Source organism: Bradyrhizobium sp. 25ACV (genome assembly GCF_054863005.1).
Window position 1 is genome coordinate 93,088 of the sequence record NZ_JAVAYO010000007.1, and the last position, 14,794, is coordinate 107,881.

Below are 14,794 nucleotides of genomic sequence, written 5' to 3' on the forward strand. Positions count from 1 at the left end.
CTACCCACCCTACGCACCTACGCGGTCATCATTCGTTCGAACGAGCTACCGAGTCTCCAGCATGGCGACGCGGATGCCGAGATAGATGAAGAGGCCGCCGAGCGCGCGGTTGACCCAGGCGATCGCCCCTTCGGATTCGCGCAGCCGGTGGGCGGCCTTCGCCGCGAACGCGGCCAGCACCAGGCACCATAGCGTCCCTGTAGAGATGAAGATCAGGCCGAGCGTCAGGAAGGCGAGCGGCTTGTGCGGTGAATCGGCCGCAACGAATTGCGGCAGGAAGGCCAGAAAGAACAGCGCGACCTTGGGATTGAGCGCGTTGGTGAAGACCCCTTGGAGGAAGACCCGCCGCAGCGAGCTCCGCACCGGCTCGTCGATCGCCGCCGCCAGCACCGGGCGCGACCACAGCATCTGAAGCCCGGTGAACACGAGATAGGCCGCGCCGACCAGCTTCAGGATCGAAAAGGCGGTCGACGAGGCCATCAGCAGGGCCGAAAGGCCGATCGCGGCGGCCGCGACATGGACAAAACAGCCGCAACTGATGCCGAATGCGGCCGCGGCGCCGCCCCGCCAGCCCATCTGCATGCTGCGACCGATGACGTAGACGGAATCAGGCCCCGGCGTGATGTTGAGCAGTACGCCCGACAGGATGAAGAGCCCGATTTCATGAATGCCCAGCATGCAAAGGTGCCCCCTGCCGCCCGTTCCGGCGGGCGCAATTCCGCTTAGTTGGTTCGGCGGTCGCCGTCCACCGCCGGGATTGCGGAGGATTTACCTCGAATTTGCAATGCGGATCATGCTTCCGCTGGGCCACATCTGCTTTATAAAGGCGAGGTTCTTGAAATGCGGGATTCGGGTCGACTTGTCACGCTGTGGCCAGTCCCAGATCCCTTCTCGATCCCTTCACGATCCCTTGGAGCTTCCGGGATATGGAAAGACGTCTGGCCGCCATCGTCTGCGCCGATGTCGCCGGCTATTCGCGCATGATGGGCAGCGACGAGGCCGGCACCCATGCCGCCTTCAAGGCCCATCGCAGCGCGATCCACCCGATCATCCTCAATCACGGCGGTCGCGTCGTGAAGAATACCGGCGACGGCTTCCTGCTGGAGTTCCCCTCGATCGTCGGCGCCACCGAGGCCGCGATCGCGATGCAGACGCTGATGGCGGAGCGTAACCACCATCTGCCGGCCGACCGCGCCATGCAGTTCCGCCTCGGCATCCACATGGGCGACGTCATCGCCGATGAGGACGAGGTATTCGGTGACGATGTCAACATTGCCGTCCGTCTGGAATCGGTGGCGAGCCCCGGCGGCTTTGCGATCTCGGCCAAGGCTTACAAGGAGGCGAGCAAGCATCTCAGCGTGCCGCTGGTCGATGCCGGCAATCATCGCTTCAAGAACATCAAGGATGCGGTCGGGGTCTGGGCCTGGACACCCGAGGGTGCACCGGCGCTCGCGCCCGAGCTCCGGGAGGCGTCCGCCCTCTCGCAACAGTACCGCACCGCGATCGTCGGCGTGCTGCCCTTTGCCAATCTCAGCGATGCCCAGGACGAATATTTCTCCGACGGCCTCACCGAGGATCTGATCCACGCGCTGTCGCTGCAATCCTTCTATCGCGTGCTGAGCCGCAACTCGACCTTCGCCTTCAAGGGCAGAAACACCAGCACCCGCCTGATCGCGCGCGAGATCGACGCCACCTATTTGATCCAGGGTTCGGTACGGCGCGCCGGAGCCAAGATCCGCGTCACCGCCGAGCTGATCGCGCCGGAGACCGGCGAGCAGCTCTGGACCGGCCGTTACGACCGCGACATCGGCGACTTCTTCGCGATGCAGGACGAGATCACGACCAATCTGTCCGCCGCCATCGCCACCGAGATCGTCCGTGCGGAAGCCTCGGCGCCCGCGCGGCTCTCGACGGACGTCACCGCCTGGGATCGCTTCCTCAAGGGGCTGTCGCACTACTACCGGCAGACCAAGGAGGACCTGACTGCCGCCGTCGACCTGTTCCGGGAAGCCATCAGGGTCGATCCCAAACTGTCGATCGCGCACGCCTATCTCGCCACGATCCAGATCCAGAGCATCCAGTTCGGCTGGGTCAAGGGCACGCGAGAGATGTGGGCCGAGGCGATGAACCTCGCCGAAACCAGCGTCCGGCTCGACCCGCGCTCGTCCTTTGCGTTCTCGATCCTGTCCTGGGCGCACGCCATGGAAGGGCATTACGAGGCGGCGATGGACGCGGCCAAGCGCGCGGTCGCGCTCAATCCCTACGACATGGGCGCGCGCGGCGTGCTCGGCATCTGCCATTTCGTCATCGGCGAGCACCGGGAGGCGATCGAGCTGTTTTCGATGGCCGCGCAGCGCGACAACAGCGACCCGCGCTACCAATGGGCGGCGCTGAACGCCTTCAGTCATTATCTGTTGCGCCAATATGACGCGACCCTGTCATGGGCGCGCGAGCAGCTTTACATCAACCCCAACCACATGCAGGCGCTGGCGATCCGCGCCGCGGCCCTGGCACAATTGGGGCGGAGTGCCGAGGCGAGCGAGGCGACCGGCGTGCTGATGGGCAACTACCCGACCCTCAATGTCGATCGTCACTTGCGCAACTTCCACTGGAAGCGGCCCGAGGATCTCGCCCATTATCGCGAGGGGCTGCTGAAGGCGGGCGTGCCGCTCGGCAAGCTGACCCTGGTTCAGAGCGACGTCAAACGCGTCGCCGAGTCCTGACCGGCAGGCCGCGGTCTTCCGCAACCGTTCCCCTAGGTCTTTAGCCAGAACCGCCTGCACTTGTTGACAGGACAGTGAATTCGGCCACACTTCGCCACACGCTGAAGTAGTATAATCTGATGTCGGTTTGTTAGGACTTTCCGCGCTTGATCGGCGCCTCATTTCACGATTCGCTGTTTTCAGGATTTTGGGCCATGCATGACCCCGCTTCGAAACCGCCGCTCGACCCCTCGATCCAGGTCTCGCCGAACAATCCCTGCCCATTCCTGCGCGGCCTCGTCGGCGAGGGCTTTGTCGACGGCGGCACTGTCCCGCTCGGCAAGTTGTCGGAGACGATCGCGAATGCGACCGGCGAAACCGGGCTGAAGAAGGCGTCTGCCCGGTTCCAGGTCCGCGGCGTGGCGCTCATCGCCAACGGTCTCGGTCACATCCTCAAGAGCATCTTTTCGGGCGCGCAGCTCGATGCGCTGCGCGGCGGCCCGCTGGACAAGCGCGGTGCCGGCTCGCGCATCCTCGGCGTCGACGGCAAGGTCAATGAGGAGGAGATCGCGCGGTTCGCGAGTTTCGGCCGGACTTACGCGGATCCGAGCGGCGGCTCCGAGCTGGGCCTCAACGCCTCGGAAATCGAAATCTTCATGCGTGACAACCTCAAGCGCGCCGGCAGCGCCGCGCGCTGGTACTACCCGCTGCTGATGAAGTTCGAATGGCCAATCCTCCTGAAGATCATCGGCAAGGGCACGGGCGAGGATCGCTATCTCAGCGTTGCTGACGTGCGCACGCTGTTCAACGAGCGCCAATTCCCTGACAGCATCAATCAGCGGCTCGTATCGCAACCGGTGCTATCGACCTGCCAGCGCGTGGTGCGGGGCACGCTTAAGCTTGCAGCACTTCTCATCGGCCTCGGTCTTGTCGCCCTCGTCGCGGTCGCCGAATTCCCCAATCAAGTTCGCGCCATGCTGCCGCAGAAGGGAATTCTCGTAAATCTCTTGCCGCCGCCCTTGCCCGCGGTGGCGGAGACGAAGGCGGCTTTCTGGCTCGAGCAGAACTGGTCGCTGAAGGATCGGCACTGGTTCCATCATGCCAGCCAGGGCACCGCGACCTTCCCCGTACCGTATGAATGGTTCATGGCGCTGGAGCAGCCACGCCTTCATCTGTTCTCGAAGCCCGGCATGATGAAGGAGAGCGCCTATCTCGAAGGCTTCGGCTTCATCCCGAGCCCGCAATCGATCCAGACTGACACGACGACACTGCGCCGCTTCGGTTACGCCAATGTCTACGAGACGACGCAGGCGGCGGACTGGTCGACCAGATGGACGCCGGTGGAGAACGTCGACGGCCTGCCGGTCGGCTTCGCGCGGATGACCGGCGTCGTCGATCCCGCGACCGGCCGTCGTGAGGAAGACAAGATCGGGCTGACCTGCGCGGCCTGCCATACCGGCCAGATCCATTACCAGGGCGTGGACGTGCGCTTCGACGGCGGCCCGGCCATGACCGACCTGAAGAAGCTCGAGCTCTCGACCGGTCTGTCGATCGCCTACACCCTGTATGTCCCGTTCCGCTTCCAGCGCTTTGCCGATCGCGTGCTCGGCCCCGATGCCAGCAAGACGGACCGCGCCGCGCTCAAGCAGAAGCTCAGCGCGATCGGCACGTTCCTGATCGACTGGGCGAAAACCCAGCAAAAGACCGTTGAAAGCAAGAAGACCTGGAACGGCAGGCAGCAGCAGGACACGGAGGAAGGGTTCGGCCGCCTCGACGCTCTCAATCGTATCGGCAACCAGGTCTTCTCCCAGGATCTCGCGCTGAGCGGGATCAAGGGCTTCGAGAAGAACCTGCATGCCCAGGATGCCCCGGTCAGCTACCCCGCGATCTGGACCGTGCCCTGGTTCAAATTCGCCCAGTACGACGCGTCGATCGAGCAGCCGTTGATCCGCAACGCCGGCGAAGCGCTCGGCGTGACCGCGCTGCTCAACCTGTCCGACGCCTATCCGGAGGACCGGCTGTGGCGGTCCTCGGTCAATATCAGGACACTCGGCTGGATCGAGGACATGCTCCGAGGCCCTGATCCGTTCAAGTCGCCCGATCCGAAATTCGGCGGCCTGCTGGCGCCGAAATGGCCCTCGCAGATCCTCGGCGATGCCTGGAGGATCGATCAGAAGAAGGTCGACAATGGTCGCAAGATCTACGCCGAGATGTGTTCCGGATGCCATTTGCCTGCCATCGACACCCCTGCTTTCTGGTCCTCGACACATTGGGAGCCGAGCGGCGACAGCAAGGTCCTGAACGCGGTCACGATTCCCCTCAAGGAGATCAACACGGATCCCGAACAATCCCTTGTTCTCAGCAACAGGATCGTCGATGTGCCCGGCTTCCTGAAGGTGAATACGGCCGACCTCCAGAAATGGTGGCAATGCGACATCCCGACCGCGAGCAAATCGCCCAATGAGATGGTCTATGCGCTCGGCCTGATGACGGTGGTCGACCTCGTCGCCCGCAAATGGATGGACGACGAGAAGGTCCCGGAGGCCGAACGGGCGAAAATGTGGAATCTCGCGCGCAAGAACTGTCTCAATCCGGCGCCCGATCCGCGCTATCGCGCGCGACCGCTGAACGGCATCTGGGCTACCGCGCCTTACCTCCACAACGGTTCGGTGCCTTCGCTGTACTGGTTGCTGAAGCCGGCGAACGAGCGCCCAACCAAATTCTGCATGGGCCGCCGCGACTATGATCCCGTCACCGTCGGCTTTGCGGTGACCGCGGATGAGAAATGCAAGACGGGCGAAACGCAGTTCTCGGCGGGATCGGAGAAGGACCCGATCCAGGGCAACAGCGTGCTCGGCCATTCCTTCGAGCGCAAGGAAGGCGAACCGAAGCGCGATGGCGTCATCGGACGCATGTTCAAGGACGATGCCGAGCGCTACGATCTGATCGAGTATTTGAAGACGCTGTAGATGATCTTCACCTCTCCCCGCTTGCGGCGCGAGGGAGAAGACCGTCCTCACTTAAACAGCGGCGTGCCCGGCACGAAGGCGTCGAAGGCGGCCCAGAACTGGGAGCGGTAGCGGTCCTGCTCCTGGAGGATCTCGTGCTTGGCGCCGGCGATCACGAGGTGGGAGCCGGCGCGCAGATGATAGGCGAACTCCTCGATCGCCGCGGTCGAGACCACCGCGTCGCTGGAGGCCGCCAGCATCAGGATCGGCTGGCGGATCTGCGAGGGGTAGTTCTTGCCCTTGAAGGTGTTCATGGCGCGGAAGGCGGTATCGGCCCAGGCCACGGTCGGTGATGCCAGCCCGAGCGTCGGGTCCTCCTCCAGGATCGCGGCATTGCGGGCATAGCGCACCGGATCGCTGGTCACGGGATTGTTGATGAAGGGATCTAGCCCGGTGAGACGGTCGCTGCCGCCGGGGACATAACGGCCGCCCTGCCCGAGCAGGCGCATGGTCTTGAGCAGCGCACGCACCGGAAGCGAGGTGGTGCGCCCGGGCAGGTCGATCATCGGCGCCGACAACACCATGCGGTCGAACCAGCGCTTGCCCGCATGCGCCACCCGTAGCATCACCGTGCCGCCCATGGAATGGGCCAGCGCGAAGAACGGCGGCGGGCAATCCGGCAGCACGACCTGCTGCACGAAGGCCTCCACGTCGACCTCGAAATCGGAGAAGTCGCGCACATAGCCCTTGCGCGGGTCGCGCAGGCGACGCGAGGAATGGCCCTGCCCGCGCCAGTCGATCATCGCCACCGCAAAGCCGCGGTCGCGCAAATCGCGCACGGTCTCGAAATACTTCTCGATCTGCTCGCTGCGTCCGGTGAAGACGCAGACGGTGCCCTTGCGGTTCGCTGGCGGCGCCCAACGCGCAAAGCGCAGCTCGGCACCATCGGGCGTCTTGATGGTACCGCTGACGACGTCTTCGGGGACGGGATTGGACGGGATCGAGACCAGCGTCATGGTTGGAAGTGCTTGGGCGCGAAGTGCTGCAAATCAAGGGGCGGGAGCGCCGAAAAGGCGCTGATTGCCGCCCTCTTGAACGCCGTCTCGTTCCACCCATATCATCTTCGTGCAGGCCGCTACCAGTGTTTCGGAACCGGAACATCAGGCTGCACACAGACTAAAGCCCGGCCCGATTGGCGGGCGGGTTACCCAACAGTCGCTCAATGGAGGACTTGACCATGCGTAGCTATGATCTCACCCCGTTCTATCGTTCCACCGTCGGCTTCGACCGCCTCTTCAGCCTGCTCGACCAGGCCAGCTCGGACGGCAGCCCCGGTTATCCCCCCTACAACATCGAGCGTACCGGCGAGAACGCCTACCGCATCACCGTTGCGGTCTCGGGCTTCGCCAGGGATGAGCTCTCCATCGTCGCGAAGGAAAATACGCTGACGATCAAGGGCGAGAAAGTCGCCAACGAGAACAGCAAGAACGAAGTGCTCTACCGCGGCATCGCCGCGCGTGCCTTCGAGCGCGCCTTCCAGCTCGCCGACTTCGTGCAGGTGAAGGACGCTTCGCTCGAGAACGGGCTGCTTCACGTCGACCTCGTCCGCGAGATTCCCGAGGCGAAGAAGCCGCGCCAGATCGCGATCAACACCAACGCACCGAAGGCGCAGGTGATCGAGAACTCGGCCGCCGCCTAAGCATAGGCCACTTCCAGGTTGCGAAAACGCCCCGGTGCCCCGGGGCGTTTTTTTTCGTGCTCAGTCCGTGGCTTTTGTTTTCGGTCGAAATGGAAATACAGGTTCGGCTCATCATTCTAAGTCTGAGTCCGGCTCACACGCGCCTGCGACAAACCAGAGATAGCTGCATCGATCGTGCAATCACGATGCCCGACCAGACGCTTGTCACAGGTTGGTGACCGCGCGTAACGCCGACCCTCCACGTGCCGTCCTTTTCGATATCGAATCCAAGACGGAGAAAGATCATGTCACTCTGGCGCAGCCTTTTTGTCGCCGCGAGCCTTTTGGCGGCTCCCCTCACCCTTGCTCATGCGCAGACGTCGCAAACGGTGAAGGCGAAAAACGTCGTGCTGGTGCACGGTGCCTGGGCCGACGGCTCGAGCTGGTCGGAGGTGATTCCGATCCTCCAGGCCGCAGGGCTGCACGTCACCGCGGTGCAGAATCCGCTGTCGTCGCTTGCGGACTCGGTCGAGGCGACCAAGCGCGCGCTGGCCGAGCAGGACGGACCGACGGTGCTGGTCGCGCATTCCTGGGGCGGCACCGTTATCAGCCAGGTCGGCACCGATCCAAAAGTCACCGGGCTCGTCTATGTCGCCGCACGCGCGCCCGATGCGAACGAGGATTTCGTCGCGCTGTCGAAGCAGTTTCCGGCCGGCCCGGTGCGTGCCGGCGTCGTCGAACGCGACGGCTATACAAAACTGTCGGAAGACGCCTTCCTGAAATATTTCGCCAATGGCGTGAAGCCGGAGCAAGCCAGGGAGCTTTATGCCGTGCAATGGCCGACCGCGGCGTCGATCTTCGCCGGCCGCACCACGGAAGCGGCGTGGCATTCGAAGCCGAGCTGGTATGCGGTGTCGAAGAACGACTACACCATCAATCCCGATTTGGAGCGGTTCCTCGCCAAGCGCATGAACGCCACCACGATCGAACTCGATGCCGGCCATCTCTCCCTGGTGTCGCATCCGAAGGAGGTGGCGAATTTGATCCTGGAAGCGGCGGGGTATCCGCGGAGCTGAGGCTTCGCCCCAACAACGCAAAAGCGCCCGGGATCCTCGGGCGCTTTTTGTTTTGCTCACTCTCTCCCGGATGTCATCCCCGCGAACGCAGGGACCCATAACCCCAGGGAGCAGTTTGGCGAAGGCCAGAGGTCCGGTACTCGCACCTCATCCGCACCGATAGATCACGCGCTGGGTCCCTGCGTTCGCAGGGACGACGGCGTGGGTGCGGCCGGCGCGATCGCATCAAACTCACAGTGCTAATCCAGCCCCTGCGCGGCCGGCATCTCCTGGGTCGGCAGAATCGTTGGGGCCGGCTTGGCCTGGCCGACGGTTGGCGCAATGGCTTGTGGCGCGGCCTCGACAGGCTTGGCCTGCGCGGCAGCGGTCTGCGGCGGTGCCTGTGCCTGCGGCGCCTGCGCCTGCTGCGCCACCGGCTCCGCCGGCTTGGCGGCGGCGACCGGCGTCTCGCCGCGTCGCGGGGCGGCCCTCGGAAGCGGCACGGCGCGGCTCGCCACGTGCGGGATCAAGGCCGGCGGCCGCGGCGGGCCGCTGCGGATCACGGTCGGCGGCGGCAGCGCGCTTTGCGGACCGTAAGGCGTGGCTGCGCGCTCGTCATAGGCGGGCGCCATGCCGTAGGCGTCGGCGGCGGGCATGAAACGGATGATCCGTCCGTCGCGGGCATCGATCACGAGCCGGCCGTCATCGCCGCGGGGGTCGATCACCGCGATGGTGTAGACGCTGCCGCGCAGGCGCGGGATGCCGAGCGGCGAGAAGCCGTTTTCGCGCAAAACCGCGTAGACCTCGGTCGACGGCAGCAACGCCGGACCGCGCTCTTCATAGCCGTAACCGTAGCCTTGGCCGTAAAGCGGCGGCGATGGCGGGGCGGCTTCGGGGGGCGCATAGGGTCCGTCGAAATCCGACACCGCGATAGCCGCCCCTCCTGCGATACCTTTCGCGGGAACTTGCGCCGAAACCTGCCCATGCCCGGCGCTGATGGCGAGCACCAGCGTGGCGGCAGCCACACATCCTGTGAAAAACTTCATCGTCGACACGCTCCTGTCAGGCCCCCGAATGCCTCGCGCTCTTTCGCTTCTTGCGGCGTGGCGCGCCTTTCGAAGGGTTGATCCGAAGCTTCATTTGGGATTTCGGCGCCCACAGGGCCGAATCGGGGCGCGTTGCTTCAAAACCGGGACCGCGCAACTTTCGGAAAGCGATTGATTGACATATCGGGAATCGGGACTTCCACGCGCTTGTGTGATAGACAAAAATTTGGCAAGGTGACGGTTAGGACAGGAAGACTGTCTCAATTTTGCTTGCGGTTCCGGCATAGGGATTGCAACGAAAGTCGGTGCTTTCGAGCACCATAAGGCAACAGGCAAAGCCGTTCTCGGGGACGAAGAACGCCTAGGCCTGAATTTAAGAAAATGCGGCTCGCAGCGGACGAGCGGTGACCCAGAGGCGGGTGCCGCGGAACGCCCAAGGTGCGCCGAAGATGGCGGTGAGGCAGCTTGCCGCACGGAGAGGATTGGAACAATGAACGGGTCGCAATTCGAGAGCGCAAACATCGTGGCAGAAGAGCTGTCGGCGACGGTCGCCTCGAAAACGACCGATCCGATTCAGGAACACAATTCGCGCCCGCCGGCCGTTGGCCTCTACGATCCGAGCCTGGAAAAGGATTCCTGCGGCGTCGGCTTCATCGCCAATATCAAGGGCAAGAAGTCGCACGAGATCGTCGCGGACGCGCTGAGCATCCTGTGCAATCTCGAGCATCGTGGCGCCGTCGGCGCCGACCCGCGCGCCGGTGATGGCGCCGGCATCCTGGTGCAGATCCCGCACGCCTTCTTCAGCCGCAAGGCCGGGGAGCTCGGCTTCGCGCTGCCAGCGCCCGGCGAATACGCCATCGGCGCGCTGTTCATGCCGCGCGACACCGCATGGCGCAACGTCATCAAGAGCATCATCGCCGACCAGATCAAGGAGGAGGGCCTGACCCTGCTCGGCTGGCGCGACGTGCCGACCGACAATTCCTCGCTCGGCGTCACCGTGAAGCCGACCGAGCCCGCCTGCATGCAGGTGTTCATCGGCCGCAACGGCACCGCCAAGACCGAGGACGAGTTCGAGCGCCGGCTCTACATCCTGCGCAAGTCGATCTCGCAGGCGATCTATCAGCGCCGCGACCGCGGGCTTGCCGGCTATTACCCCTGCTCGATGTCCTGCCGCACCGTGATCTACAAGGGCATGTTCCTCGCCGACCAGCTCGGCAAGTACTATCCCGATCTGCACGAGAAGGATTTCGAGAGCGCGCTCGCACTCGTTCACCAGCGCTTCTCGACCAACACCTTCCCGGCCTGGTCGCTGGCGCATCCCTATCGCATGATCGCGCATAACGGCGAGATCAACACGCTGCGCGGCAACACCAACTGGATGGCGGCGCGCCAGGCCTCCGTGAGCTCCGAGCTCTACGGCAAGGACATCAACCGGCTCTGGCCGATCTCGTACGAAGGACAGTCGGACACCGCCTGCTTCGACAACGCGCTCGAATTCCTGGTGCAGGGCGGCTACTCGCTGCCGCACGCCGTCATGATGATGATTCCGGAGGCGTGGGCCGGCAATCCTCTGATGGATGAGAAGCGCCGCGCCTTCTACGAATATCACGCCGCGCTGATGGAGCCGTGGGACGGCCCCGCCGCGATCGCCTTCACCGACGGCCGCCAGATCGGCGCCACGCTCGACCGCAACGGCCTGCGGCCCGCGCGCTATCTCGTGACCAAGGACGACCGCATCGTGATGGCGTCCGAAATGGGCGTGCTGACGATCCCCGAAGACCAGATCATCACCAAGTGGCGCCTGCAGCCCGGCAAGATGCTGCTGGTCGACCTCGAACAGGGCCGCCTCATCCCGGACGACGAGATCAAGGCCGAGCTCGCCAGGAGCCACCCCTACAAGGAGTGGCTGGAGCGGACCCAGATCGTGCTGGAAGAGCTGCCGAAGGTGCCGACCACCGGCGTGCGCTCCAATTTGTCGCTGCTCGATCGCCAGCAGGCGTTCGGCTACAGCCAGGAAGACATCGCCATCCTGATGACGCCGATGGCGGCCACGGGCGAGGAAGCCGCGGGCTCGATGGGCAACGACACGCCGATCTCGGCGCTGTCGGACAAGTCCAAGCCGCTGTTCACCTACTTCAAGCAGAACTTTGCGCAGGTCACCAACCCGCCGATCGACCCGATCCGCGAGGAGCTGGTGATGAGCCTCGTCTCCATCATCGGACCGCGGCCGAACCTGTTCGATCTGCAGGGGCTTGCCACCACCAAGCGTCTCGAAGCGCGCCAGCCGATCCTGACCGACGCGGATCTCGAAAAGATCCGCTCGATCTCGGATGTTGCCGAGTCGCACTTCAAGTCGCGCACGCTGGACACCACCTTCCACGCCGGTCTCGGCGCGGCAGGCATGGACCAGGTGCTCGACGAGCTCTGCGCGCGCGCCGAAAGCGCGGTGCGCGAGGGCGTCAACATCATCATCCTGTCCGACCGCATGGTCGGCACCGACCGGGTGCCGATTCCGGCACTGCTGGCCTGCGCCGCCGTGCATCATCATCTGATCCGCGTCGGACTGCGTACCTCGGTCGGTCTCGTCGTCGAATCCGGCGAGCCGCGCGAAGTACATCACTTCGCCTGCCTGGCCGGCTACGGCGCCGAAGCGATCAATCCTTACCTCGCGTTCGAGACCATCGTCGCGATGAAGGATCGCCTGCCCGGCTCGCTCGACGATTACGAGATCGTCAAGCGCTACATCAAGTCGATCGGCAAGGGCCTTTTGAAGGTGATGTCCAAGATGGGCATCTCGACCTACCAGTCCTATTGCGGCGCGCAGATCTTCGACGCGGTCGGCCTCAAGGCCGACTTCGTCGCAAAGTTCTTCGCCGGCACGCATACCCGCGTCGAAGGCGTCGGCCTTGGCGAGATCGCCGAGGAAGCTGTGCGCCGTCATGCCGACGCGTTCGGCGAGGCGCAGGTCTACAAGACCGCGCTCGACGTCGGCGGCGAATACGCCTATCGCAGCCGCGGCGAGGACCATGCCTGGACTGCCGAGTCGGTCGGGCTGTTGCAGCACGCCGCACGCGGCAACTCGCTGGAGCGCTATCGCGCCTTCGCAAAGATCCTCAACGAGCAGTCGGAGCGGCTGCTGACGCTGCGCGGCCTGTTCCGGATCAAGAACGCGGACGAGGAGAAGCGCAAGCCGATCCCGCTCGACCAGGTCGAGCCCGCCAAGGACATCGTCAGGCGCTTCGCCACGGGCGCGATGAGCTTCGGCTCGATCTCGCGCGAGGCCCACACCACGCTCGCGATCGCCATGAACCGGATCGGCGGCAAGTCGAATACCGGCGAAGGCGGCGAGGAAGCCGACCGCTTCAAGCCGATGCCGAACGGCGATTCCATGCGTTCGGCGATCAAGCAGGTGGCCTCGGGCCGCTTCGGCGTCACCACGGAGTATCTCGTCAACTCCGACATGATGCAGATCAAGATGGCCCAGGGCGCCAAGCCCGGCGAAGGCGGCCAGCTGCCGGGCCACAAGGTCGATGCGACCATCGCCAAGGTCCGGCACTCGACGCCGGGCGTCGGCCTGATCTCGCCGCCGCCGCACCACGACATCTACTCGATCGAGGATCTGGCGCAGCTCATCTACGACCTCAAGAACGTCAACCCGACGGGCGACGTCTCGGTCAAGCTCGTCTCAGAGATCGGCGTCGGCACGGTGGCCGCGGGCGTCGCCAAGGCGCGCGCCGACCATGTCACCATCGCGGGCTTCGAAGGCGGCACTGGTGCATCGCCCCTGACGTCGATCAAGCACGCCGGCTCGCCCTGGGAGATTGGGCTAGCCGAAACCCACCAGACGCTGGTGCGCGAGCGGCTGCGCAGCCGCATCGTGGTCCAGGTCGATGGCGGCTTCCGCACCGGCCGTGACGTCGTGATCGGCGCACTGTTAGGGGCCGACGAGTTCGGGTTCGCCACCGCCCCCTTGATCGCGGCCGGCTGCATCATGATGCGCAAGTGCCATCTCAACACCTGCCCGGTCGGCGTCGCGACCCAGGACCCCGTGCTGCGCAAGCGCTTCACCGGCCAGCCCGAGCACGTGATCAACTACTTCTTCTTTGTCGCCGAAGAAGTCCGCGAGATCATGGCATCGCTCGGCTTCCGCACCTTCAATGAGATGGTCGGCCAGGTTCAGCTGCTCGACCAGACCAGGCTGGTCGCGCATTGGAAGGCCAAGGGCCTCGACTTCTCGAAGCTGTTCGTCAAGCAGAAGGAAGAGAAGGGCCAGAAGATCTATCACTCCGAGCGCCAGAACCATCATCTGGAGGCGGTGCTCGACCGCACGCTGATCGAGAAGGCGACGCCTGCGCTCGATCGCGGCGCGCCGGTGAAGATCGAGGCCAATATCAACAGCACCAACCGCTCCGCGGGCGCGATGCTGTCGGGCGCGGTCGCCAAGATCTACGGCCATGCCGGCCTGCCGCACGACACCATCCATGTCAGCCTCAAGGGCACCGCGGGCCAGGCCTTCGGCGCGTGGCTCGCCCACGGCGTCACCTTCGAGCTCGAAGGTGAAGGCAACGACTATGTCGGCAAGGGTCTCTCGGGCGGCAAGATCATCGTCAAGCCGCCGAAGAACTCCGCGATCGTGCCGGAAGAGAGCATCATCGTCGGCAACACCGTGATGTACGGCGCGATCGAGGGTGAGTGCTACTTCCGCGGCATCGCCGGCGAACGCTTTGCCGTGCGCAACTCGGGCGCGGTCGCCGTGGTCGAGGGCGCCGGCGATCATTGCTGCGAATACATGACCGGCGGCATCGTGGTCGTGCTCGGCAAGACCGGACGCAACTTTGCGGCCGGCATGTCCGGCGGCATCGCCTACGTGCTGGACGAGACCGGCGATTTCGACAGGCTGTGCAACATGTCGATGGTCGACCTCGAGCCCGTGCTGTCGGAGGAGCTGATCAACGCCGGCACCTACCACCACTCCGGTGACCTCGAGGCGCACGGCCGGGTCGACGTGTTCAACAACCTGCTCGCCTCCGACGTCGAGCGGCTGCACGTGCTGATCTCGCGCCATGCGAAAGCCACCGGCTCCAAGCGCGCCGCCGACATTCTTGCCAATTGGAAGGAATGGCTGCCCAAATTCCGCAAGGTGATGCCGGTCGAGTACCGGCGCGCGCTGCGCGAAATGGCCGCCAACGCGGACGCCGAGCCGAAAATCGCTATCGGGGCGTAAAAAAGAAGCCTCATGGTGAGGAGGCGCGGAAAGCGCCGCCTCGAACCATGAGACCACCATCCGGGCCTCTATCCTTCGAGACGCGGCGCGAAGAGCGCGCCGCTCCTCAGGATGAGGAGTGAGAGAACAAAGAACTTAAGC

8 protein-coding genes are annotated in these 14,794 nt (G+C 64.4%); 5 read left to right on the forward strand and 3 right to left on the reverse strand.

What is annotated here, in order from left to right; translation table 11 throughout:
* Positions 1–45 precede the first annotated feature (45 nt).
* The gene (locus tag RAD04_RS17870; RefSeq protein ID WP_091967277.1) at positions 46–678 is read right to left on the reverse strand and encodes a LysE family translocator; all 633 of its coding nucleotides are present in this window, start codon (positions 676–678) and stop codon (positions 46–48) included.
* 248 nt (positions 679–926) lie between these two features.
* On the opposite strand from RAD04_RS17870, the gene RAD04_RS17875 reads away from it, so the two are divergent.
* Positions 927–2,723: an adenylate/guanylate cyclase domain-containing protein gene (locus RAD04_RS17875; protein WP_461624806.1), complete on the forward strand. Its 1,797-nt coding sequence runs from the start codon at positions 927–929 to the stop codon at positions 2,721–2,723.
* Positions 2,724–2,917: 194 nt separating this feature from the next.
* Positions 2,918–5,671 carry a di-heme-cytochrome C peroxidase gene (locus RAD04_RS17880; RefSeq protein ID WP_461624807.1) on the forward strand — a complete coding sequence of 918 codons (2,754 nt, stop codon included), beginning with the start codon at positions 2,918–2,920 and terminating at the stop codon, positions 5,669–5,671.
* Between the two features lie 47 nt (positions 5,672–5,718).
* Here RAD04_RS17880 and RAD04_RS17885 read toward each other — a convergent pair whose 3' ends face one another.
* The gene (locus tag RAD04_RS17885) at positions 5,719–6,666 is read right to left on the reverse strand and encodes an alpha/beta fold hydrolase (RefSeq protein WP_461624808.1); all 948 of its coding nucleotides are present in this window, start codon (positions 6,664–6,666) and stop codon (positions 5,719–5,721) included.
* A 221-nt stretch (positions 6,667–6,887) separates the two neighbouring features.
* Between RAD04_RS17885 and RAD04_RS17890 the strand changes: the two genes are divergently transcribed.
* Together RAD04_RS17890 and RAD04_RS17895 are read left to right on the forward strand one after the other, a co-directional pair.
* On the forward strand, positions 6,888–7,349 hold the full coding sequence (locus RAD04_RS17890; RefSeq protein ID WP_461624809.1) for an Hsp20 family protein: 462 nt from the start codon (positions 6,888–6,890) through the stop codon (positions 7,347–7,349).
* 284 nt (positions 7,350–7,633) lie between these two features.
* Positions 7,634–8,404: an alpha/beta fold hydrolase gene (locus RAD04_RS17895; RefSeq protein WP_461624810.1), complete on the forward strand. Its 771-nt coding sequence runs from the start codon at positions 7,634–7,636 to the stop codon at positions 8,402–8,404.
* A 239-nt stretch (positions 8,405–8,643) separates the two neighbouring features.
* On the opposite strand, the gene RAD04_RS17900 is transcribed toward RAD04_RS17895, so the two are convergent.
* Positions 8,644–9,429, reverse strand: a complete 786-nt coding sequence (locus tag RAD04_RS17900) for a hypothetical protein (RefSeq protein WP_461624811.1) — start codon at positions 9,427–9,429, stop codon at positions 8,644–8,646.
* A 490-nt stretch (positions 9,430–9,919) separates the two neighbouring features.
* On the opposite strand from RAD04_RS17900, the gene gltB reads away from it, so the two are divergent.
* Entirely contained in the window at positions 9,920–14,653 is a 4,734-nt protein-coding gene (gene gltB / locus RAD04_RS17905; RefSeq protein ID WP_461624812.1) for a glutamate synthase large subunit, read from the forward strand.
* The last annotated feature ends 141 nt before the right edge of the window (positions 14,654–14,794 follow it).